This is a genomic window from Jiella marina, assembly GCF_024359545.1.
Classification (GTDB): Bacteria; Pseudomonadota; Alphaproteobacteria; order Rhizobiales; family Rhizobiaceae; genus Jiella.
Window position 1 is genome coordinate 469,600 of the sequence record NZ_JAKQZG010000002.1, and the last position, 22,692, is coordinate 492,291.

At 63.9% G+C, this 22,692-nt stretch carries 17 protein-coding genes; 13 read left to right on the forward strand and 4 right to left on the reverse strand.

Going from position 1 to position 22,692, the window contains the following annotated elements; translation table 11 throughout:
- Window positions 1–36 precede the first annotated feature (36 nt).
- The 9 genes from MF134_RS05710 (at window position 37) to MF134_RS05750 (ending at window position 9,726) form a co-directional block, all read left to right on the forward strand.
- Window positions 37–1,305 (forward strand): ABC transporter substrate-binding protein, encoded by a 1,269-nt coding sequence (locus tag MF134_RS05710; RefSeq protein WP_255338439.1) that lies wholly within the window; start codon window positions 37–39, stop codon window positions 1,303–1,305.
- A gap of 127 nt (window positions 1,306–1,432) precedes the next feature.
- Window positions 1,433–2,335, forward strand: a complete 903-nt coding sequence (locus tag MF134_RS05715) for a carbohydrate ABC transporter permease (RefSeq protein WP_255338440.1) — start codon at window positions 1,433–1,435, stop codon at window positions 2,333–2,335.
- Window positions 2,335–3,255 carry a carbohydrate ABC transporter permease gene (locus MF134_RS05720; protein ID WP_255338441.1) on the forward strand — a complete coding sequence of 307 codons (921 nt, stop codon included), beginning with the start codon at window positions 2,335–2,337 and terminating at the stop codon, window positions 3,253–3,255. The genes MF134_RS05715 and MF134_RS05720 overlap by 1 nt, the downstream gene beginning before the upstream one ends.
- A gap of 7 nt (window positions 3,256–3,262) precedes the next feature.
- Window positions 3,263–4,372 carry an ABC transporter ATP-binding protein gene (locus tag MF134_RS05725; RefSeq protein WP_255338442.1) on the forward strand — a complete coding sequence of 370 codons (1,110 nt, stop codon included), beginning with the start codon at window positions 3,263–3,265 and terminating at the stop codon, window positions 4,370–4,372.
- A gap of 3 nt (window positions 4,373–4,375) precedes the next feature.
- The gene (locus MF134_RS05730) at window positions 4,376–5,860 is read left to right on the forward strand and encodes an FAD-dependent oxidoreductase (RefSeq protein WP_255338443.1); all 1,485 of its coding nucleotides are present in this window, start codon (window positions 4,376–4,378) and stop codon (window positions 5,858–5,860) included.
- On the forward strand, window positions 5,857–6,615 hold the full coding sequence (locus tag MF134_RS05735; protein ID WP_255338444.1) for a 3-ketoacyl-ACP reductase: 759 nt from the start codon (window positions 5,857–5,859) through the stop codon (window positions 6,613–6,615). Before MF134_RS05730 ends, MF134_RS05735 begins: the two co-directional genes overlap by 4 nt.
- Window positions 6,616–6,643: 28 nt before the next feature.
- Window positions 6,644–8,236, forward strand: coding sequence for a GMC family oxidoreductase (locus tag MF134_RS05740; RefSeq protein ID WP_255338445.1), 1,593 nt, complete (start codon window positions 6,644–6,646; stop codon window positions 8,234–8,236).
- Window positions 8,233–8,547, forward strand: coding sequence for a Dabb family protein (locus MF134_RS05745; RefSeq protein ID WP_255338446.1), 315 nt, complete (start codon window positions 8,233–8,235; stop codon window positions 8,545–8,547). Before MF134_RS05740 ends, MF134_RS05745 begins: the two co-directional genes overlap by 4 nt.
- A 9-nt stretch (window positions 8,548–8,556) precedes the next feature.
- The gene (locus MF134_RS05750) at window positions 8,557–9,726 is read left to right on the forward strand and encodes a dihydrodipicolinate synthase family protein (RefSeq protein WP_255338535.1); all 1,170 of its coding nucleotides are present in this window, start codon (window positions 8,557–8,559) and stop codon (window positions 9,724–9,726) included.
- Window positions 9,727–9,762: 36 nt separating this feature from the next.
- Here MF134_RS05750 and MF134_RS05755 read toward each other — a convergent pair whose 3' ends face one another.
- The 4 genes from MF134_RS05755 to MF134_RS23975 form a co-directional block, all read right to left on the reverse strand.
- Complete coding sequence (locus MF134_RS05755) at window positions 9,763–12,900, reverse strand: efflux RND transporter permease subunit (RefSeq protein WP_255338447.1); 3,138 nt, start codon at window positions 12,898–12,900, stop codon at window positions 9,763–9,765.
- A complete protein-coding gene (locus tag MF134_RS05760) occupies window positions 12,897–14,318 on the reverse strand; it encodes an efflux RND transporter periplasmic adaptor subunit (protein WP_255338448.1) in 1,422 nt (473 codons plus the stop codon). Before MF134_RS05760 ends, MF134_RS05755 begins: the two co-directional genes overlap by 4 nt.
- 284 nt (window positions 14,319–14,602) lie before the next feature.
- Window positions 14,603–15,360, reverse strand: a protein-coding gene (locus MF134_RS05765; RefSeq protein WP_255338449.1) for an IS5 family transposase whose coding sequence is annotated in 2 segments (ribosomal slippage) — window positions 14,603–15,030 and window positions 15,030–15,360 — 759 coding nt in all. Because the reading frame shifts where the segments join, the coding sequence is not laid out codon by codon here.
- Between the two features lie 70 nt (window positions 15,361–15,430).
- Entirely contained in the window at window positions 15,431–16,585 is a 1,155-nt protein-coding gene (locus MF134_RS23975) for a S41 family peptidase (protein WP_255338450.1), read from the reverse strand.
- Between the two features lie 44 nt (window positions 16,586–16,629).
- Here MF134_RS23975 and MF134_RS05775 point away from each other — a divergent pair, with 44 nt between their 5' ends.
- The 4 genes from MF134_RS05775 to MF134_RS05790 all read left to right on the forward strand — a co-directional run bounded on the left by MF134_RS05775 (window position 16,630) and on the right by MF134_RS05790 (window position 22,660).
- Window positions 16,630–17,334 carry a hypothetical protein gene (locus MF134_RS05775; RefSeq protein ID WP_255338451.1) on the forward strand — a complete coding sequence of 235 codons (705 nt, stop codon included), beginning with the start codon at window positions 16,630–16,632 and terminating at the stop codon, window positions 17,332–17,334.
- Between the two features lie 149 nt (window positions 17,335–17,483).
- Window positions 17,484–18,680, forward strand: coding sequence for a tyrosine-type recombinase/integrase (locus tag MF134_RS05780; protein WP_255338452.1), 1,197 nt, complete (start codon window positions 17,484–17,486; stop codon window positions 18,678–18,680).
- Window positions 18,681–18,896: 216 nt separating this feature from the next.
- Window positions 18,897–21,953 carry a BPTD_3080 family restriction endonuclease gene (locus tag MF134_RS05785; RefSeq protein ID WP_255338453.1) on the forward strand — a complete coding sequence of 1,019 codons (3,057 nt, stop codon included), beginning with the start codon at window positions 18,897–18,899 and terminating at the stop codon, window positions 21,951–21,953.
- Window positions 21,950–22,660, forward strand: a complete 711-nt coding sequence (locus tag MF134_RS05790) for an FRG domain-containing protein (RefSeq protein ID WP_255338454.1) — start codon at window positions 21,950–21,952, stop codon at window positions 22,658–22,660. Before MF134_RS05785 ends, MF134_RS05790 begins: the two co-directional genes overlap by 4 nt.
- The last annotated feature ends 32 nt before the right edge of the window (window positions 22,661–22,692 follow it).

The following is a 22,692-nucleotide window of genomic DNA, read 5'->3' on the forward strand; positions in this document are numbered from 1 at the left end:
CGGACATTTTCTGAAACGCATATCGGGAGGAAACTTATGCGTTATCTAGCCTACACCATGACGGCAGCCGCCGCGCTGCTGGCCGCCCACGCCGCACAGGCGCAGGACAGCAACCAGGCCGAGGGCTCGAATGTCGAGGTCCTGCACTGGTGGACCTCGGGCGGCGAGGCGGCCGCCCTCAACGTCCTCAAGGAGGATCTGCAGGGCCAGGGCATCGGCTGGCAGGACATGCCGGTCGCCGGCGGCGGCGGCACCCAGGCCATGACCGTGCTGCGCGCCCGCGTCACCGCCGGCAACGCGCCGACCGCCGTCCAGATGCTCGGCTTCGACATCACCGACTGGGCGCAGCAGGACGCGCTTGCCAACCTCAACGAGATCGCCTCGGAGGGCAATTGGGACGAGGTGATCCCGCAGGCTCTGCAGAAGTTCTCGAAATATGAAGGCGAATGGGTCGCGGCTCCGGTCAATGTCCACTCGACCAACTGGGTCTGGGCCGACGCTTCGCTGATGGAAGAGCTCGGCCTCGAGCAGCCCCAGAGCTGGGACGATCTGATCGCCGCCATGCAGAAGGCCAAGGACGCCGGCTACACCGCGCTCGCCCATGGCGGGCAGGCGTGGCAGGACGCAACGATCTTCGATTCCGTCGCGCTCGTCACCGGCGGGCCGGAGTTCTACCGCAAGGCCCTGATCGATCTCGAGGAGGAGGCGCTGACCTCCGACACGATGAAGCAGGTCTTCGACCGCATGGCGACGCTGCGCGGCTTTGTCGACGACAATTTCTCCGGCCGCGACTGGAACCTCGCAACGGCCATGGTCATCGACGACAAGGCGCTGTTCCAGATCATGGGTGACTGGGCCAAGGGCGAGTTCCTGAACGCCGACCAGACGCCGGGCGAGGATTTCGTCTGCTTCCGCTTCCCCGGAACCAGCGAGCAGGTCCTCTTCAACTCCGACCAGTTCGCCATGTTCGATCAGGGCGGCGAGGTTTCGCCGCAGCAGGCCGCACTTGCCAAGGCGATCGTGAGCCCTGAATTCCAGATCGCCTTCAACAAGGTGAAGGGCTCGGTGCCGGCTCGTACCGACATCGATGTCTCGGAGTTCGATGCTTGCGGCCAGCAGGCCTATGAGGACTTCAAGGAGGCTGCGGCCAGCGACAATCTGATGGGCTCCTTCGCCCATGGTCACGCCAACAAGGCAGCCGTGAAGAACGCGATGTACGACGTCATCACCGCGCACTTCAACGGTGAGTACGACAGCGAGACCGCCATGGACGAGCTGCTGACGGCCGTTCAGATCAATATGTAAGCCGGCTCAGGCGGGACCGGCTTCGGGCCGGTCCCGCTCTCCTGCACCGACATCGAGGCCGGCGTCCCACCCGGCCTCTCGCGTCTCGTCAAGACACCATCCGCAAGGTTCGATCGGGAGGATCGGAATGGCCATCTCGGATACCGTGCGCCATCGCGGCGCGGCGGACCGGCTGCGCGACCTGTTGCCCAAGCTCGTCCTCAGCCCCTCGGTCGCTCTCGTCGGAATCTTCGTCTACGGCTTCATTCTCTTCACGCTGTATCTGTCCTTCACGGACAGCCGCATTCTGCCCTCCTTCGGCTGGGTCGGGTGGCAGAATTACGGGTTTCTCTTTCGCATCCGCGCCTGGGATACGGCGCTGACGAACCTCGTCATCTTCGGCACGCTCTATATCGTCATCTGCTGCTTGCTCGGCCTTCTGCTCGCGATCTTCCTCGATCAGCGGATCAGGGCCGAAGGCTTCATCCGCACGATCTATCTCTATCCGATGGCGCTGTCCTTCATCGTCACCGGCGTCGCTTGGAAGTGGTTCCTCGATCCCGGCATCGGCGTCGAGGCGGTTGTGCGCGGCTGGGGCTTCGAAAGCTTCACCTTCGACTGGATCAAGGATTCCGACATGGCGATCTACACGATCGTCATCGCCGCGGTCTGGCAGACCTCCGGCTTCGTCATGGCGATGTTTCTCGCCGGCTTGCGCGGCATCGATTCCGAAATGCTGCGCGCCGCCGAAATCGACGGCGCCTCGACCATGGCGCTCTATCGCCGCATCGTCATTCCGCAGTTGAGGCCCGCCTTCATGTCGGCCTTCGTGGTGTTGGCCCACATGGCGATCAAGTCCTACGACCTCGTCATCGCGCTCACCAATGGCGGGCCGGGCACGGCGACCGAAGTGCCGGCGACCTTCATGTATTCCTACACCTTCACCCGCAACCAGATGGGCATCGGCGCGTCCTCGGCGGTGATCATGATGCTCACCATCGCCGCGATCATCGTCCCCTATCTGTGGTCCGAACTCCGGGAGAAGAAATAATGCCCGCACCGACCGCAAACGCCGTCACGGCCAGGACCGGAGAACCGAGCGCCACGGGCGCGACCCGGGCCGGCATCCACTGGCCGCGCGTGGCCCTCTACGTAATCCTCGGCCTGTTCTGCATCTACTACCTGCTGCCGCTCTACGTGATGCTGGTCAACTCGCTGAAGCCGCTGTCGGAGATCACCGCCGGCGGCATGATGGCGCTGCCCGGCGAGTGGACGATCGCGCCCTGGCAGAGCGCCTGGTCGACGGCACAGGTCGGCGTCGAGGCGACGGGCCTTCGTCCCTATTTCATCAATTCGCTGCTGATGGTGGTGCCCGCCGTGGCGATCACCACGGTGATCGGCGCGCTGAACGGCTATGTGCTGACCAAATGGCGCTTTCGCGGCGCGACGCTTGTGTTCGGCCTGCTGCTCTTCGGCTGCTTCATCCCGTTTCAGATGGTGCTGATCCCGATGGCGCGCATGCTGGGGCTGATGGGGATCGCCGGCACGGTCACCGGCCTCGTCTTCGTCCACATGGTCTACGGCATCGGCTTTTCGACGCTCTATTTCCGCAACTATTACGCCGCCTTTCCGGACGAGCTGGTGCGCGCCGCGCAGATCGACGGCGCCGGCTTCTTCACGATCTTCTGGCGCATCCTGCTGCCGTCGTCGGGCCCGATCGCGGTGGTCTGCATCATCTGGCTGTTCACCAATATCTGGAACGACTTCCTGTTCGGGGCCTCCTTTTCCGACTTCGACAGCCAGCCGATGACGGTCGCGCTCAACAATCTCGTCCAGTCCTCCACCGGCGTGAAGGAATACAACGTCCATTTCGCCGGGGCGATCATGGCCGCCCTTCCCACCCTCTTCGTCTACATCGTCGCGGGCCGATACTTCGTGCGCGGCCTGATGTCCGGCTCCGTGAAAGGATAACGAACCGATGGGTTTCCTCGACATCGACCGCGTGACGAAGTCCTTCGGCGGTCTCAAGGTCCTGCACGAGACGGACATCTCCGTCGAAGAGGGTGAGTTCCTGGTCCTGGTCGGCCCGTCCGGCTGCGGAAAATCGACGCTGTTGAACATGATCGCCGGGCTGGAGGAGGTCTCGAGCGGTCAGATCGTCATCAATGGGCGATCGATGAATGGCGTGAAGCCGGCGGACCGCAACATCGCCATGGTGTTCCAGTCCTACGCGCTCTATCCGAACATGACGGTGCGCGGAAACATCTCCTTCGGCATGGAGATGCACGGCATTCCCAAGAAGGAGCGCGAGAAGAAGATCGCCGAGGTGGCCGAACTTCTGCAGATCAGCCAGCTTCTCGACCGCAAGCCCGGCCAGCTTTCCGGCGGCCAGCGCCAGCGCGTCGCCATGGGCCGGGCGCTGACCCGCGATCCCGACGTCTTCCTGTTCGACGAGCCGCTCTCGAACCTCGACGCGAAACTGCGCGTCGACATGCGCACCGAGATCAAGAAGCTCCACCAGAAGCTCGGCACCACCATCGTCTACGTGACCCACGACCAGATCGAGGCGCTGACCCTCTCGACGCGGATCGCGGTGATGTATGGCGGCTATGTCCAGCAGATCGGCACGCCGCAGGAAATCTACGACAATCCGGCGAACCTTTTCGTCGCCGGCTTCATGGGCTCGCCCTCGATGAACCTGTTTCCGGCCAGGATCGTCTCGGCCAATGGCGCGCCGGCGGCCGAAATCAGCCTGTCCGACGGGCGCAGCGCGGTGCTGCCCTTCGCGGGACGGGACGGAACGGGCGAGGAAGGTCGGGAAATCACGCTTGGCATTCGCCCGGAGGCGATCACCGAGCCCGACGGCGCCGATCGCAAGTCGCGCGCGGTCCATGTGGTGGACTCGCGGGTCGAGATCACCGAGCCGGCCGGCTCCGACATCTTCGTCGTCACCCAGATGGGCGGCAAGGACGTGACGGCCCGCTTCAGCGCCGACGTGCCGGTCAAGCCGGGCGAGGACTTCCAGTTCGCGATCAACATGGAAAAGGCAGTGGCCTTCGACCCGAAGACCGAGGCGCGGATCATCTGAGCCATGGGCAGCGAGCCGGATATCGTCATCATCGGATCGGGCATGGGCGGCGCGACGCTTGCGGCGGGTCTGGCGGCGAGCGGGGCGAAGATCGTCATTCTGGAGCGGGGATACCCCATCCCCGACGATGCGCCGGCTCGTGACCCTGGGCGCATCTATACCAACAGCGCCTTTCGCGGCGAGGAGACCTGGATCGACGCCAAGGGCGAGCGCTTCTCGCCGGGCAATTACTACAATGTCGGCGGCAATTCGAAATTCTACGGCGCGGTGCTGTTCCGCTACCGCGCCGAGGATTTTGCCGAGATGGAGCATGAAGGCGGCGTCTCGCCCGCCTGGCCCTTCTCCTATGACGTACTCGCCCCCTGGTACGACAAGGCCGAGCGGCTCTATCAGGTGCGGGGGAAGGCCGGCGCCGACCCGACCGAACCGCCGCGCTCGGGCGCCTATCCCTATCCGCCCGTGCCCGAAGAGCCGGCAATCGCCGAGGTTCGCGGTCGCCTGGAAAAGGCGGGACTGAGGCCCTTCAGCCTGCCGCTCGGCGTCGACCTCGACCGCTGGCTCAAGGCGGGCAAGACCGGCTGGGACGGCTATCCGGATCTTCGCTGCGGCAAGATGGATGCGGAGACCTGCGGGCTCGCGACGGCGCTCGCCCATGAGAATGTCTCGCTCGTCACCGGGGCACGCGTGCGCTGGCTGAAGGCGGACGGGGCAAAGGGGCAGGTGACCGAAGTCGTCTACGAGACAAACGGCGAGACGGTAACCCTCAGGCCGAGGATCGTCGCGCTGGCGGCAGGCGCGGTGCAGTCGGCCGCGTTGCTGCTGGCGTCCGGCATCGCCAATGCCAACGACCAGGTCGGTCGCTGCTTCATGAACCACAATGCGACCGCCGTGATCGCGATCGACCCGCGCTATCGCAACGACTCGATCTATCAGAAGACCTTCGGGCTGAACGACTGGTATCTGTCGGACGGCAAGGGTGGTCCGCCCCTCGGCAATGTCCAGCTTCTCGGCCGCGTGACGCCGGAGATCCTGAAGATCCAGGTGCCGAGCCTGCCGAAATTCGCCGCGCGCTGGATCTCCCATCACGCGATCGACCTCTATCTCATGACGGAAGACCTGCCCGATCCCGAAAGCCGCATCCGGCTGAAGGATGGTGAGATTCAGCTCGTGTGGCGGCGCTCCAATATGGCGGCGCACGACAAGCTGCTTGCCGCCACCAAAGCGGCGATGCGCGAGGCGGGTTTTCCGGTCGTGCTTTCGCGGCTCTTCGACGGGCGGGTGCCGTCGCATCAATGCGGGACGTTGCGCATGGGGAGCGACCCGGCGCGTTCGGTCGTCGGCCCGGACAATCGGTCCTGGCAGCACGAAAACCTCTTCGTCGTCGACGCCGGCGCGCTGCCCACTTCGGCAGCAGTCAATCCGGCGCTGACGGTGGCGGCCCTCGCGCTCCGCGCCGCATCGACGATCCGCAAGGAACTCGGCGCATGAGCCGCGTTGCCCTCATCACCGGCGGCCAGCGGGGGATCGGCCTCGCCATCGCGCAGTCCCTGACGGCGGCCGGATGGAAGGTGGCGATTGCCGCGCCCGTGGACGGCGACGATCCCGATGTGGACGCCGCCCTCGCTGCGCTCGGCGAAAACGCCCGGCACTACAAGCACGACGTGACCGACATCGCCGCCCATGCCGGCCTCCTCGACCGGATCGCCGGCGATCTCGGCCCGGTCACGACGCTCGTCTCCAATGCCGGCATCTCGGCCAGGGTGCGCGGCGACATGCTGGAGATGGCGGTGGGCAGTTTCGACGCCGTCATGGACGTGAACCTGCGCGGCGCCTTCTTCCTCGCCCAGGAAGCCGCGAAACGCATGATCGCGCTGCCCGACGAGCCCTATCGCGCGATCGCCTTCGTCACCTCGGTGAGCGCCACTATGGTGTCGGTCGAGCGAGCCGAATACTGCATCTCCAAGGCGGGCGCGGCGATGATGGCGCAGCTCTTCGCCGCGCGCCTTGCTTCCCATGGCATCGGCGTCTTCGAACTGCGCCCCGGCATCATCGAGACGCCGATGACCGCCGGCGTGAAGGACAAATACACGCCCCGGATCGAGGGCGGCCTGGTGCCTGCCGGGCGTTGGGGCCAGCCCGGCGATATCGGCTCGGTGGTGGTGCCGCTTGCCGAGGGGCGCTTCGCCTTTTCGACAGGTGCGACGATCCCGGTCGATGGCGGTCTGTCCATCCCGCGCCTTTGAAATTTCGTGAAAGAGCTCTGAGGACACGATGAGCGAGACGTTCGACTTCATCATCATCGGCGGCGGCAGCGCCGGCTCGGCCCTGGCCGCCCGGCTTTCCGAGGACCCGGCCGTCAACGTGCTGCTGCTCGAAGCCGGCGGCAGCGACCGCAATCCGTTCTACCATGTGCCGGCCGGCTTCGCGAAGATGACCAAGGGCATGGGCTCCTGGGGCTGGTCCAGCGTGCCGCAGAAACACATGCGCGGCCGGGTCTTCAACTATACCCAGGCCAAGGTGATCGGCGGCGGTTCGGCGATCAACGCCCAGATCTACACGCGCGGAAACGCGCTCGATTACGACGAATGGCGCCAGAAGGGCTGCGAGGGTTGGAGCTACGCGGAGGTGCTCCCCTATTTCAAGCGAGCCGAGGACAACGACACTTACGACAATGCATACCACGGTCAGGGCGGGCCGCTCGGCGTCTCCAAGCCCCGCGCCCCGTTGCCGATCTGCGAGGCCTATTTCGAGGCGGCCGCGAAGCTCGGCATCCCCCGCAACGATGACGTGACCGGTGCCGAACAGGAAGGCGTGTGCTTCTACCAGCTCACCCAGCGCGACGCCCGGCGCTCTTCGGCCGCGATGGCCTATCTCGCGCCGAACCGCGATCGCCGCAACCTGACCGTGCGCACCGGCGTCCAGGTACGCCGGCTTATCATCGAGGGCGGCCGCGCGCGCGGCGTCGAACTCGTCGATGGCGGGCGCCTTCTGGCGGACAGGGAAGTCATCCTCTCCTGCGGCGCCATCGGCACGCCGCGCCTCTTGCAGCTTTCGGGCATCGGCCCTGCGGATCATCTGGAGAGCGTCGGCGTCGAAACGGTCTTCGATGCGCCGGAGGTGGGCGCGAACCTGCAGGATCATCTCGATCTCTACTGCATCTGCGAGGTCACCGGTCCCCACACCTATGACCGCTACGCCAAGCCCTGGAACTCGGTCCTCGCCGGCCTGCGCTATCTCCTGACGCGCGACGGCCCCGTCGCCTCCAGCCTCTTCGAGACCGGCGGGTTCTGGTATGTGGACGAGAATGCCCGTTCGCCGGACATCCAGTTCCACCTCGGCCTTGGCACCGGCATCGAAAAGGGCGTCGCGGCCATGCCCGACGGCGGGGTGACGCTGAATTCCTGCTATCTGCGCCCGCGCTCGCGCGGCACCGTGCGGCTTGCCAGCGCCGATCCGAAGGACGCGCCGCTGATCGATCCGAACTATCTCGCCGATCCGAACGACCGCGAAATGTCGATCCGGGGGCTGAAGCTCACCCAGGAAATTCTCTCCCAGAAGCCGCTCGAGCCTTACATTCGCCAGGAGCGGTTGCCGGGACCGGAGGTGAAGACGGACGAAGAGTATTTCGCCTTCATCTGCGAACACTCCAAGACCTCGCACCATTGCGCCGGCACCTGCCGCATGGGGATCGACGAGCGCGCCGTCGTTGATCCGCGCCTGCGTTTCAACGGCATCGAAGGCCTGCGTGTGGTCGACAATTCGATCATGCCGAACGTGATCTCCTCCAACACCAACGCCGCCGCGATCATGATCGGTGAGAAGGCCTCCGACATGATCCGGCAGGACCACGGGATTGCGACATGATCCGTCATATCGTGCTGGTGAAATTCAGGCCCGACGTCACCGAAGCCGAGATCGCCGACATCTGGCGCGAGCTGCATGCCATCACGGGCCGCGTGCCGGGTCTGCGCAGCATCGCTGCAGGGCGGAGCGAGAGCCCCGAGAAGATCGAGCGCGGCTATCGTCACGGCTTCGTCGCCGAATTCGACGACTGGGCGGCGCTTCAGACCTACCAGGACCATCCCGATCACAAGAAACTGGGCGCGCGGCTCGTCGCAAACGCCATTGGGGGGCTCGAGGGAATCCTCGTCTTCGACCTGCCCACCCCCGCCTGAGAGGACGCCATCCCGATGCTGACCCTACCGACCTATGAGGGGATGCTTGCCCCTTACGAACTCTCCGGCGATCCGCTGACGCCCCGCGCGCCCGAGATTGCGCTGACGCGCACGGCCTTTGCCGCGGCCCATGTCGTCTCGGATCCGGTGCGCGAGCGCGATCCCTGGATGGGCTCGCCTTCGGTCGACTGGGAGAACACGCTCCGCTTTCGCCACTGGCTCTGGGATCAGGGGCTCGGCCTTGCCGAGGCGATGGACACCGCCCAGCGCGGCATGGGCGTCGACTGGCCGACGGCGAAGGAACTGATCGAGCGCACCATGCGCGACGCCAAGACCCATCCGATGAAGCCGCGCGTTGCCTGCGGCGCCGGCACGGATCAGGTCGCGCTTGAAGAGCTGACGTCGCTTGCGGCCATCAAGGCGGCCTATGCCGAACAGATGGAGGCAATCGAGGCGGCCGGCGGGCAGGTGATCCTGATGGCTTCCCGCGCCCTTCCGGCGATCGGCGCCACGGCCGAAGACTACGCCACGCTCTATGGCGAGCTTCTCGCTCAGGCGTCGGGCCCGGTGATCCTGCATTGGCTGGGCGACATGTTCGACCCGGCGCTCGCGGGCTATTGGGGCTCGCCCGATGTCGCGACGGCGAGCGAGACGGTTCTGTCGATCATCGCCGCCAACGCGGCCAAGGTCGACGGCATCAAGATCTCGCTTCTCGACAAGGAGCACGAAATCGCCTTCCGGGCCCGGCTGCCGGAAAGCGTTCGGCTCTACACGGGCGACGACTTCAACTATGCCGACCTGATCCTCGGCGACGGAAAACGCCACAGCCATGCGCTTCTCGGCGCCTTCGCCGCGATCGCGCCCGCGGCGAGCCAGGCGCTCGAAGCTCTCGCCCGGGGGGACACCGACACCTATCACGCGCTCTTCGCCCCGACCGTCCCGCTTTCCCGCGAAATCTTCAAGGCACCGACGCGCTTCTACAAGGCAGGCATCGCCTTTCTCGCCTGGCTGAACGGCGCCCAGAGCCATTTCATCATGCCGGGCGGCTTCCAGTCCTCCCGCGAGATCACCCACTACGCCGAGGTCTATCGCCTCGCCGACCAGGCGCGCGTGCTTTCAAAGCCGCAGCTTGCCGAGGAGCGCATGGGTCTCCTCCTCCGCCTGCACGGGATCGGCTGAGACCGAGGCCCGCCCGCCGATCCGCCGATCGTCCGATCACCGCGCTTCTTCGGGCCGAAGCCCGGCGGGGCCGTCCTCCTCCTCGCCGCTCGGGAGGCTGACGCCGGAGAAGTCGGCGAGGATCGTATAGGCCGCCGGCACGATGAACAGGACGAGCACGGTCGTCACCATCAGGCCGAAGGCGAGGCTCGTAACCAGCGGGATCAGCGTCTGAGCCTGAAGCGACTGCTCCGTCAGAAGCGGCAGCAGCCCCGCGATGGTGGTGAGCGAGGTGAGCATGATCGCCCGGAAGCGCGCGCCGCTCGCAAGCACGGCCGCCTCGGCAACGCTTTGCGTTCGGCCGTGATGGTACTTGATGAAGGCCACCAGAAGGATCGAATTGTTCACCACGATGCCCCCGAGCGCCAGGAAGCCCAGCATCGACGGCATGGTGAAGTCGATGCCGAGCAGCATGTGACCGCCCACCGCGCCGATGAAGGAGAAGGGCACGATGATCATCACCACGATCGGCTCCAGATAGCTGCGGAACTGGAACGACAGCAGCAGATAGATGCCGACGATGCCGAGCGCGAAGCCGCGCAGCATCGAAGCCTGGGTTCGCTCGGCATCGGCATTGGCGCCTTCGAATTCGGCCCTGACCGTCGGATAGCGATCTAGGAGGCCGGGCAGGAACTCGGTCCGCGTCTCGGCCAGGATTTCCGTCGAGTTGCCGAGGCGGCTGTCGAGTTCGCCCTGGATCGTCACCGTGCGCTGGCCGTCGATCCGCCGGATGCGCGAAAAGCCGCGCGTGGTCTCGATCCGCGCCACGGTCGAAAGCGGAACCTGGCTGCCATCCGCCGTCGTGATGGTGAAGGCGTCGAGGTCGGCGAGCGAATCCCGGCTTTCGGGATCGAGAATCACCGTGATGTCGTAGCCCTCGCCCCCCACTTCGATCTCGTCCACGGTCGAGCCCTGGAAGGCGGAGCGGATCTGATCGGCGATGGTGCGCCCGGTGATGCCCAGAGGCGCGGCGCCCTCGCGCAGGGTGATCTGCAGCTCCGGCTTGCCGGGCCTTAGATCGGTCATGACGTTGTAGACGCCCCGATAGCGGCGGAACCAGGCGGCAAGCTCGTTCGCCGCCTCCGAGAGCTGGTCGAGATCTGAGCCGGCCAGCCGGACGTCGATCGCCCGGCCGCCGGGGCCGAAAGACCCCTCGGTGAAGTTCAGCGTGACCACATCGGCGATCGGCCCGGCTTCCTCCTGCCACAGGGAGAGGATTTGGGCGATTTCGGTCGTTCGGGTCTCGGAGTCCAGCAGGTCGGCGACGATGGTCGCCACATGCGGGCCGCTCTCGCCGACATCCTGGTTGAAATTGTAGCGATGGGTAACGTTGAGGACGAGCGGTCCGCCACCCGGCTCCTCGGCACTCAGCCGCTCGTTGACGCGCTCAAGCGCCCCGCTTACATCGGCGACCACCTCTTCGGTGCGCGAAAGCGGCGTGCCCGGCGGCATCATGACCCGCGCTTCGATGACGTTCCCGTCAATGTCCGGAAAGGGTGAGAACTTGATCCAGCCGGCGGCGAGCGCCGCATAGGTCAGGATCAGCATGGCGACGGAAAGGCCCATGGTCAGATAGCGCCATGAGACGGCGAGCCGCGCGAGCGGCATGACGACGCCCTCGCGGGTTTTCTCCAAGAGCCGGTTCGCTCCTGCCTGGACGCGGCCGGTCAGACTTTTCCCGCCGGACAAGGACTGTTTCAGATGGTGCGGCAGGATCAGGAACGCCTCGACCAGCGAGATGACCAGCACGAACAGCATGACCACCGGCACGACGCGCAGGATCTGGCCGATCTCGCCCTGAAGAAAGGCGAGCGAGCCGAAGATGCAGGCGGTGGTCGCGAAGGAGGCGAAGACCGACGGCCAGACCTGCATGGCGCCGTCGATACACGCGCGAAGCGGCGACTTGCCGTCGGCGCGGTGGCTGGCGATGTTCTCGGCAATCACGATCGCGTCGTCCATCAGGATGCCGATGACGATCAGAAGCCCGACCATCGTCAGCATGTTGATGGAATAGCCGACCAGCACCATCAGGAAGAAGCCGCCCGCGAAGGAGACCGGCAGGCTCGCCGTCACCCAGAGCGAATAGCGCAGGCCGAAGAACAGCCACAGCACCAGGAACACCAGGGCAAGACCCTGCAGCGCATTGCGGATCAGAAGATTGAGCCGGTCGGAGACGACGGAGGAAATATCGTTGGTGATCACCATCGAGACGCCCGGCGGCGCGCTCTCTCTGGCATCCTCCAGAAAGGCGTCGAGCCGGTCGAAAACTTCGAGCGTGTCCTGTTCGGCCGTCTTGGTGACGGAGAGGATCGCGGCCGGATTGCCGTTGAAGGTCAGTTGCGCCTCGTCCAGCGCAAAGCGCTCCTCGATTTCTGCGAGGCTCCCCAGACGGACCTGCCCGCCGCTCGCGCTGGAGACGACGATGATCTCGCGAAATTCCTCGGGGCTGCGCCGTTCTCCGGCATAACGCACCAGGAAGTCCCGGTCCTCGGTCTCCAGACTGCCGGAGGGCAGGTCGAGGGATTCCTGCTGGACCGCCCGCGCAACGTCGGTCACCGAAACGTTGAGAGCCCTCAGCTTCTCGCGCGAGAGGGCGATCCGGATCTCCTTGTCGGAAAAGCCAAGAACGTCGACCTTCGGAATGCCGCCCCAGCGCAGCATGCGGTCGCGCAGATCCTCCGCATAGGCTTTGAGATGCACCCGGTTGGCCGGTCCGGTGACGGCGACCGAGGCGACGAGATCGGTGAGCCCCAGCTGGCTCACCACGGGGCGTTCAACGCCTTCGGGAAAATCGGCGATCCCGTCGACGGCCGTGGTGATATCGGCGGTGAAACGGTCGAGGGTGACGGCGGCGGTCTTTTCGACGGTGATGCTCGCGACGCTCTCGCGCGCCTCGCAGGTCACTTGCGACACGTCGTTGACCGCGTCGATCGCATCCTCGACCCGGCCGCAGACCGCATCCTCGATCTCCTCGGGCCGGCTGCCGGGCCAAGCCAGGGTGACACGGACCTCGTCGGGCGCGATGCGGGGGAAGGTCTCGCGCTGGAGCGTCGGATAGGAGGCAAGTCCGATCGCCAGGATGGCCAGCATCAAGAGGTTGGCGGCCGTCGGATGGCGGATGAAATAGGCGATCACAGGTTCGAACCCGCCTCTTCGACGACGCCCTGCTCGGCAAGGCTCGTCTCCAGCGCCTCGTCGCGCGTGGCGCGAAGCAGCATGCCTTCCATGGCCGGTAGGAGATCGGTCACGACGACGCGGTCGCCGGGCTCGATACCCTCACGCACCACGACGACGCCGTCCTGGGAGAGCCCGGTCTCGACAGGGACGATCTCCAGCCTGTCGTCCGCGCCGACGAGATAGACCTTGCCGTCATGGAGCGCCGAACGCGGGATCACGATCTGGCCCTCCAGGGGCCTTGCCCGCAACTCGACTTCGACGAACAGGCCTTTCGTCAAAGGCGGGCGCCGCCCGGCACTTGCTGTCCGCCAGGTGTTGTCGGCCGAGACGATGACGCCGACCGTGCGCGTCTTCAGATCGATCGTGTCCGACAGGCGCGAGACCTCGGCCGGCCAGGTGACGGAGATGGAATCCGCCTCGAGGCGGATCGTCGCCGAAAAGCCCAGGCGTTCGAGAATCTGGCGGATGTCGGTCGTGGTCATCGGGGTCGATTCCGCTTCGCTGAGCGCGGCCGCCCGCGCCAGCTTGGCGAATTCGGTGATCGGGATCTGCGCTTCCACTTCCGAGGTCGCGATGCTGTCCGCCGTCGCCAGCGTGCTGCCCGCCTGGGCGAATTGCGAGACCTCCGCCGAAACCTCGGAAATGCGTGCATCGAAGGGCAGGGTGATCGTCGTGCGATCGAGGTTCAACTGCGCCTGCCGCAGCTCCAGCTCGTTTAGCCGCTTCTGTTCCTGAAGCGCCTTGCGTTGCGAGGGGAGCAGGCTGAGCGTGTTCTCGATCTCCTGGACCCGCTTTTGCTGTGCGAGAGACTCGCGCTGGTCCTGATCGAGCGTGTTGGCCGAGACCGTTCCGGTTTCGGCGAGCCGGCGTCTGCGGTCGGATTCGCGCTCGCGGATATCGAGTGCCCGCTGCTCGATCTCCAGATTGGCGCGCAGATTGGCTTCGTTGGCGTCCATTTCGGCCAGCTGGGCCTCGACGCGGCTGATATTCGCCTGGGCTCTGGCGACGGCGATTTCGTAGTCGGCGGGCGAGATGCGAAAGATCTCGGTGCCCTCGTCCAGGATCGCACCGCGTTTCAGCTGGGGATTGACGTAGGCGATCTCGCCGGAGGCCTGGGCGACGGCCTTCCAGGTCCGGCCCGGCTCGACGGAACCGAAACCGCTCACGCGCGGCACGATCTCGCTCTCGCGGGCGACGATGACCCGGACATTGGCGGCATCCTCGACGCGCTCTTCGGTCACCGGCGGCTGGCGTTGTCCCGTCGCCCAGACCGCCACGAGGACCGCGAGAATGATCGGCGGAAGAAAAAGCAGCTTGCGCCACATGGAATGATCGATCGTCCCTGGTTTCGGCCGCGAGGGACCGCGTTTCGTCATCGCAGCCCATCATCGCGTTTCCATTGGCCCCTGCGCAAGGCTTTGGGCTCGATCCGAGATGTGCAGGACCTCCGGGACCCTGCCGCTCCGGTCCGGCCATCACAACAGCGTCGGCCGCGATCGCACGTCCTTGTGACCCGCATGGCCGGTCATGCAGGGGTCTGTTGACGAACCAGGCGTCGCAGGCGGGGAGCGGACACCGATCGCTTCGGCCGCTCGGTCACTGCGTTAAACGGTCCTTTGCGCCTCCCGTCGGACGCCCATGCTCTAGGTCGCGTCTGCATTCATCTGAGCCAGATCATGGCACATGCGAGATGGACGAAGCCCATGAATGCGGGAAGCGTCTTCTCGCAGCGGAGTGCGATCCGTCGGAAGCGCTTGAGCCGGTTGAAGAAGCATTCGATCTGATGGCGCTCCTTGTAGAGCGTCCAGTCGATCGGGTGGGTCCGCTTGCGCGTCGGGTTGGCCTTGATCTGCGCTGTTGCGCCGAGATCTTCGGCGATGAAGGCGCGTAGGGCATCGCTGTCATAGGCGGCGTCGGCGATGACGTGGTCGACGCCCAACAGCCCCTCAAGAAGGCCCTGCGCCTGAGGGCAGTCCCCGCGCTGGCCGGGCGTTGGTCGCACACGAAGCGGCAGGCCGATCGCATCGACGGCCGCATGCAGCTTGGTGGTCAGGCCGCCGCGCGAGCGTCCGATGGCGGCAGCCTGAGCCCCCCTTTTTCTCCGCTCGCATCGGTGTGGACTTTCGAGATGGTGCTGTCGACGAGGACGTATTCGAAGTCTGGGTCTTCAGCCAGGCTCTCGAACAGTCGCTCCCAGACACCGGCATGCGACCAGCGCCGGAACCTTGCATGGACACCGGTCCATTTGCCGAACTGAGGCGGCAGATCGCGCCAACGCGCTGCGTTGTAGGCCATCCAGAGAATCGCATCGACAAATAGTCTGTTGTCGATGCCGCTGCGTCCGGGATCGCTGCGTTTGCCGGGAAGCAGGCCCTCTACGCGCGCCCACTGCTGATCGGTCAGGGTTCGTCGGCTCAAAATCGCTCTCCGTTTGCGATCTTGAATCAAATTCAGAGCCGGAACGGAATCCTCTGAATGCAGACGCGACCTAGTGGGTCGAGACCGGCAGCTTTCGGATCCAGGCAAGCAGCGCCGCGTCGTCGGTCATGTCGCCCTTGTAGACGAAAGCCGGCAATTGCGGCTGGTTGGATCCGCGGGCCCGATCCCGGTAGACCTTCATCGGCGTCGTCGCTCTGACCAGCTTGCTGGGGAGTACCATGTGGTGGGCTTCCAGATAGAAACTGTCGGCATAGGTCTGGTGGCCGATCTGGATGCCCCCGATCGCCTTCCAGAGATCGATCGAGGTGAGGCAGGAGGAGGCGCATCGATAATTGGTGAGAAGATAGACCGGGCCGGCCATCGGATTTTTCGCGGCCTTCGCGGCGCCTGACGGCTGGCCGGTCTCGTCCTTCTCGCGCCAGAACGGCTTGCCGGCAGTAAGCGATTGCCGCATGCCGGCGGCGACCGTCTCGAGTTCGGCCGTCAGTTTCGCCGGGCGCTTGGATTTCTCGAACGTCTTGGCATAGCTCTCGACCAGCGCCGTATTGCCCTTCGAGGCCCGCCAGTCCACCGTGTCGTTGCCCGGTTTGGGATGGGCTTCGATCCAGTCTTTTCCCCAGAGAATTCGCGCGATCTCCTCGCTCCAATAGGACGATCCGCCGCCATTGCCCCGGACGTCGAGCACCACGAAGGGCGCGGCCCGAAGCGCGTCCTGTTCCTTGCGCGCCTTGGCGATGATCCTGGTGAGGCCCTTGAACGGGACACTGCCCTCACGGCCATTGAAGGACGACATGGACAGCCAGTACCCCCCGCCCGGCAGAGCGCGCATGGCGAAGGGCGGCCGCACGTCCTGGCGCAGGCGCGTGAGGGCTTCCGCGATCTTCTCCGCCGCGATCGGCCGCCAGGCGAGATCGTAGTTCCGCGCCTTGCCGTCGACCTCGAAGCGACAGCTTTGCGGCCGCTTGGCCCATGGATTCCCGTAATCGATGAAGAGCTTCGGCCCTTCCTCGATCCGTTGGGCAGGCAGGAACCAGAGTCCTTTGAAGGCTCCGATCCGGGTTTCGGCCAGCGTCTCGGCCGCGACACCGTCGCACCGAGCGGCGGCAGCGCAGGAGCGCCCGACGGCGCCGCCTCGCCCTCTGGCTTTGCGACCTCGGCCACGACCTGATCCGCGTCCCGGTATCGTGTGAGAAAGCCCGGCCACTCGGTGGAGAAGGCAAAGGACTTGTCGGTCATGTCGACGGCCACGTGACCATCGTTGAAGCTCGCCGCGAGGCCGGCCATGGCGAACCACCAGCCTTCGCGCGAATCGGCGGTTTCCGCGCGCTGCAGGGCCAGGTCGCGAGCGGCCTCGACCTGGGCTTTGAAGCCGGGGTTCTTCTTGTCGAAGACGCCGGGGTGATCGGCCATGATGAAGGCGACCATCGCCTCGACATCGCCCTTCAGCGTCGCCGACCAATCGCGCGCCTTCTGCGTCTCGCCGGCGGCCGGAAGCGCCATGGCGAGGATACCGGCGAGCGAGAGCGCGCCAAGCGACAGGCCCGTCCGCCGTGTCCGGCGGTGATTCTCGGCCTGGCCCTCAAGCCTCGTCTCGCACGTCATGCTTCGCTCCACCTGCCGTTCCATGCAGGCTGCGAATATTCCGCACCGGCTGTTAAGGCCATGTTACGAGGGGAAAAGCGCGCGCCGAGTTCGGGGCGGCGGGTTCTTCGGAAACCCGATTTGGTCACTGCCGGACGGAAATCGAAGACTCTACTGAAAGAAGCGGAGAATCGGCGCTCATTTGCGGAACGCAATAACGCGCTCCGGCTACAAAGCGCTGGGCGCAACCGGCCAGTCGATCATCCAAATCTCATAAAGCGGCTGGTGCCCAGGAGAGGCATCATTTCATGTCTCTTGCCAGATGTCTCAACTCTTATGAGGCTGTCTCATGATGTCTCGTTTATAGATTAAATCACTGATTTTAAAGCGTATGATATGTCAACAAGGCTGCCGAAAACGTCTCTTTGTGTCTCACTGGATCTCATTCTCGTTCACCACCTCTCGCGAAAATTTACGTACAAAATACGTACAGATGGTATGGTGCCCGAAAGGGGAGTGCCATGCTGACTGCGATGAAACTGCGCGCGATCAAGCCGAACGGAAAAATCCAGAACCACACTGATGGCGGCGGGCTTTATCTGCGGGTGTCGGCCGCGGGGAAAATGACCTGGCGGCTGGAGTATGCCGTCAACGGCCGGCGATCTTCGGCCACGCTCGGAGAGTATCCCGAGATGTCGCTTGCCGAAGCCCGAAACGAGCGGGGACGGATCAAGGCGGATGCGAAAGCCGGTGTCATTCACGCGCCGAAGCCCGCCGCGCCTGAACAGGCGACAACATTCGGAGATATGGCGAGTCTCTACCTCGCTTCATTGAAGAAGAAGGACCCGGCCGCGCAAACGCTTCAGAAGAACACTTGGCTACTGGAAACGCTGGCCGAGCCGCTCCACCGAAAGCCGATCGCTGATATCCGGGCACGGGATATCCTGCCGATCATCGAAGGCGTTGCGCATTCCGGTCGGCGAGAGAGTGCCGTTCGCCTTCGCGGCCGGATTGGTGCTGTCTTTGATCTTGCGATCGTTCGAGGCGAGATTGAGATGAACCCGGTGTCATCCCTCAAGGCCGTCTTGCCGAGGGTCGAGGTCGAGAGCACAGCCGCGATCACCGACGAGCAAGAATTCGGCAAGTTGCTGGCCGCTATCGAGGGCTACCCTGATCCCAGCATCCGACATGCGCTTCAGCTTCAGGCGTTCTGCTATCCTCGACCCGTCGAAACGAGGATGGCCCGCTGGTCCAATATCGATCTGAAAGAAGCAGTCTGGACGATCCCGAAAGAGGTCGCGAAGATGCGTCGAGAGCATCTGATCCCCCTTTCGGCACAAGCGGTCGCGGTCTTTCAAGCGCAGCAGGAAATCAGCGGAGACAACGACTTCGTGTTTCCGAACCGCTATCGAAACAAGCATCCGATGATCAGCGAGAATGCGATGAACTATGCCTTGCAGAAGCTCGGCTACGGCAAGGGGGTGCATACCGCCCACGGATTTCGCTCATCGGCCTCAACTATCCTCAATGAACGCGGCTGGCGTTTCGACGTGATCGAGGCCAGTCTTGCGCATGTTGACATGAACGCCGTTCGGTGTGCCTACAACCGTGCGCTCTACTGGAAGGAGCGAGTCGAGATGGCGACCGCCTGGGCGGCTCTATGCGAGGAGTTTAAGAGAAGAGGAAAGCGCAAGCTGGAGTTGGAAGAGATTATCTGAACGTCTGCTCCCTGCGAAAACCTGGCGTCGCAACTTTTCGGTTGGGTTTCGCCACCGACTCAATGGCTGTCGCCCGGACAATCCGATAGATTGCTCCCTATAGCGGCCTAAAGGTGCAATTCGGCATACCGAAGCTCAGCCAGGCTGCACTTGCATTTTGAGGCTCTGCCAATCCAATGTAACCAGGGATTGCTCTGATTCGGGGGGAGGAGCTTCGTGACTAAGCCATTCTACGAACGGCCAATTCTGAATTCCCCCTATCATCCGCCGCATCACCATCATTGTCTGGACGATCAAGGGCAGCCGCTCGACCACGAGCCGATCCGCGGAAGGCGCCGCTCGCGTTACTTGACGCCAGTCCCGAAAGCGCGTCGTCGGCGCGGCGCCGAGCAGGGCGAGCTTTCTCTTCATACTCAGGAAGGCGAACCGGGCACCTACAGCGAAAACGCCATCGTCAATGAGATCCGGACTCATCTTGAGCGGTGGCGATCAATACCAAATCCGAACGATTGGGGCGTCACACCCGCAACGCAGCGGCTTCTGCAGCACTGGCGTCACCACGACTTCCAGGGGCCTCGTCCGTTCTTCTGTCAGGTCGAGGCCGTCGAGACGGTGATCTGGCTGACCGAGGTCGCTCGGGGCAAACGCCAATACGCCCACCTCTTTCGAAGCCTGGAAGAGGCTAATCGCGACGCGAATCCCGATCTCTTCCGGCTTGCTCTGAAGCTTGCGACCGGCGCGGGAAAGACCACGGTCATGGCGATGCTGATCGCCTGGCAGGCGATCAATGCCGCTCGGCAGCCGAATTCGAAGCTTTTCTCGAAGGGCTTTCTGCTGATTGCCCCCGGCATCACGATCAAGGATCGGTTGCGCGTTCTTCTGCCATCCGGCGAGGAAAGTTATTACCGCTCACGCGAGCTGGTGCCGCCGGAACTGATGATCGATCTGCAGAAGGCGAAGATCGTCATCACGAACTACCACGTCTTTCAGCCGCGCAAGGTGCTCGACGTCAACAAGACTGGCGAGAGATTGCTCCAGGGACGGACCGGCGCGCCGATCGAGACCTTGGAGACGGAAGGCGAGATGCTGCGCCGGGCGTGCGGCGAGCTCCTGACGATGAAAAATGTCGTTGTCCTCAATGACGAGGCCCATCACTGCTATCGAGAGCGCCCGGGCGGTGATGATGAGGAGCAGCCCCTGAAGGGGGAGGAGCGCGACGAGGCAAAGAAGAATGCCGAGGCGGCCCGGCTTTGGATCTCCGGTATCGAGGCGTTGTCTCGCAAGGTTGGCATCCGGGCGGTTTACGATCTCTCCGCGACGCCCTTCTTTCTGCGCGGCTCAGGCTATGCCGAGGGCACGCTCTTTCCCTGGGTGATCTCCGACTTTTCGCTGATCGACGCGATCGAATGCGGCATCGTGAAGCTGCCGCGGGTGCCGGTCTCGGACAATACGGTCGTCAATGATCTGCCGGTGTTCCGGAATCTCTGGGAGCATATCGGCAAGGCCATGCCGAAGAAGGGTGCCGGCAAGTCCGGCGATCTGCCGCCGGAGGATCTGCCGGACCTTCTGAAAAATGCGCTCCTCTCGCTCTACAGCCACTATGAGGAGGAGGATGAAGCCTGGAAGCGTGCCGGCATCGGCGTGCCGCCGGTCTTTATCGTCGTCTGCAACAACACTGCGACCTCGAAACTCGTCTATGAGTGGATCGCCGGCTACGAGCGCGATGAGAATGGCGTCCGTACCTTCAAGCGGAACGGCAATCTCAAGCTCTTCCGCAACTACGACGAATACGGCAACGCCCTGCCGCGCATGAAAACTCTGCTCATCGACTCGCAGCAGCTGGAATCCGGCGAGGCGCTCGACGCCAATTTTCGCAAGCTTGCCGAGGCCGAGATCGATCAGTTCAAGCGCGAGAAGCGCGAGCGCGAGGGGGCGGAAGTCGGTAGTTTATCCGATGCCGATCTTCTGCGCGAGGTGATGAACACGGTCGGGCGCAAGGGCCGGCTCGGCGCCGACATCCGTTGCGTGGTTTCGGTCTCGATGCTGACGGAAGGCTGGGATGCGAATACCGTCACCCATGTCCTCGGCGTGCGGGCTTTCGGCACTCAGCTTTTATGCGAACAGGTGATCGGTCGTGGTCTGCGCCGGCAATCCTACGAGCTCGGTACCGAGACCGATTCAGAGGGCCATCCGCTCTTCGACACCGAATATGCCGACATTCTCGGCATTCCCTTCGATTTTGCTGCCGAGCCGCAGAAGGTTTCGAAGAAGCCACCGAAACCGGTGACTCATGTCCGGGCGCTGCGCGAGCGCGGCGCTCTTTCGATCCGCTTTCCGCGTGTGGCCGGCTACCGCACCGAATTGCCGGACGATCGCTATGCGGCAACCTTCACCGAGGATTCGCGCCTGACGATTGATCCCTCGATGATCGGCCCGGGTGAAACCCGCATGGAGGGTCTTGTCGGCCAAGGCTATGACCTGCGCGCCGACGTGCTCGACGAAGAGCGGCCGGCCGCGATCACCTTCCATCTGACGAAGCGACTGATCGAACGCTATTTCACCCAGGATGGCGCGCCGCCACCCTATCATCTGACGCCGAAGCTCTCTGCGATCGTGCGTCGCTGGGTTCGCGATTGCCTTGTTCTCAAGGGCGGGCTCAAGCCGGGCGTCATGACCTACTTCTCCACCGCCGACATGGCGGTCGATCGCATCTATCAGGCGATGGTGCACGAGGCCGGCGTCAGCGGCGCCGAGGCCGTGCGGGTCGTGCTCGATCCTTACAACCGAGCCGGCACGACCGACCGCGTCGGCTTCCTCACGTCGAAAGATCGCCTCTGGGCGACCGCCGAGGACAAGTCGCACGTCAATTATGTCGTCGGTGACAGCGATTGGGAGCTGGAATTCGCCCGCGTCCTCGAAAACCATCCGGCCACGCTCGCCTATGTCAAGAATCAGGGTCTCGGCTTCGAAGTGCCCTACAAGTTCGGTTCCGAAAGCCGCCGCTATCTTCCGGACTTCATCGTCAAGCTCGATGACGGCCATGGGCCGGACGATCCGCTCTTCCTGGTGGTCGAGATCAAGGGCTATCGCCGGGGTGGCGCGGAAGACAAAGCGCGCACCATGACGACGCTCTGGGTGCCGGGCGTCAATCGACTTGGCGATTTCGGCCGATGGGACTTCGCCGAATTTCGGGACGCCTTCGCCATTCAGGACGAGTGGGAGAAGCTGGTGATTGGACTGCGGACTGGAAGCAGGAAAGAGGCCGCTGAATGAAACTTCGTATCCCTGCACGTGTCAAACTGCGACGGGAGGCGCGAGCCAAGTTCAGCGAATTCGTTGGTTGGGCGCAGGGCAAGTCAACGCATCGCTGGGTCTTTCGAGGACATGCCAACCACTGGAGTTTGAAGCCCTCCGTGGGGCGCGCGAAGCTATCCCGCATAGACTACGAACGGCAACTCTTGAAAGACTTTCAGAGAGGTGCCCGGCCGTTCCTGGATGAAACGCCGGAAAACGACTGGGACTGGTTGGCCGTCGCACAACATCACGGGCTACCTACGCGTCTTCTGGATTGGACGACCAACCCGTTAGTAGCGGCCTACTTTGCTACGGCGCAGATTGGCAAGAGCCGGCAGTCGGGTGAAGTCATAGCCGTCGAAGCGCGTAAGGTCGGATTTTATCATCCCGAAGACCCGAAAGAAGACAATCCATTTGATATCAGCGAAGCACGCTTCATCCGTCCACCGACGATCGCGGCCAGGATCGGCAGCCAGCGTGGACTATTCTCGATTCATCCAGAACCCGAAAAGCCATGGTATCTCACCGGGAAGTCCGAGCGTTTCGAGATTGCTCATGGCTACAAGGATGAGTTCCGACGTTCGCTTCATGCTATGGGTGTCGACGACGCATCGTTGATGGCGGACCTCGACGGTCTCGCCAAGATGCTTAAATGGCGCTTCGAAAATAGGCTGTTAAGCGAATGAGTGTCCCTGTCCGAATTCAGAATCCCGGCCGT

Excerpts from the sequence above, each read along its gene's own strand:
- MF134_RS05720 (WP_255338441.1), top strand. The coding sequence starts at position 2,335 with ATGCCCGCACCGACCGCAAACGCCGTCACGGCCAGGACCGGAGAACCG.
- MF134_RS05790 (WP_255338454.1), top strand. The coding sequence starts at position 21,950 with ATGAAACTTCGTATCCCTGCACGTGTCAAACTGCGACGGGAGGCGCGA.
- MF134_RS05710 (WP_255338439.1), top strand. The coding sequence starts at position 37 with ATGCGTTATCTAGCCTACACCATGACGGCAGCCGCCGCGCTGCTGGCC.
- MF134_RS05780 (WP_255338452.1), top strand. The coding sequence starts at position 17,484 with ATGCTGACTGCGATGAAACTGCGCGCGATCAAGCCGAACGGAAAAATC.
- MF134_RS05745 (WP_255338446.1), top strand. The coding sequence starts at position 8,233 with ATGATCCGTCATATCGTGCTGGTGAAATTCAGGCCCGACGTCACCGAA.
- MF134_RS05740 (WP_255338445.1), top strand. The coding sequence starts at position 6,644 with ATGAGCGAGACGTTCGACTTCATCATCATCGGCGGCGGCAGCGCCGGC.
- MF134_RS05730 (WP_255338443.1), top strand. The coding sequence starts at position 4,376 with ATGGGCAGCGAGCCGGATATCGTCATCATCGGATCGGGCATGGGCGGC.
- MF134_RS05760 (WP_255338448.1), bottom strand. The coding sequence starts at position 14,318 with ATGACGAAACGCGGTCCCTCGCGGCCGAAACCAGGGACGATCGATCAT.
- MF134_RS05725 (WP_255338442.1), top strand. The coding sequence starts at position 3,263 with ATGGGTTTCCTCGACATCGACCGCGTGACGAAGTCCTTCGGCGGTCTC.
- MF134_RS05715 (WP_255338440.1), top strand. The coding sequence starts at position 1,433 with ATGGCCATCTCGGATACCGTGCGCCATCGCGGCGCGGCGGACCGGCTG.
- MF134_RS05735 (WP_255338444.1), top strand. The coding sequence starts at position 5,857 with ATGAGCCGCGTTGCCCTCATCACCGGCGGCCAGCGGGGGATCGGCCTC.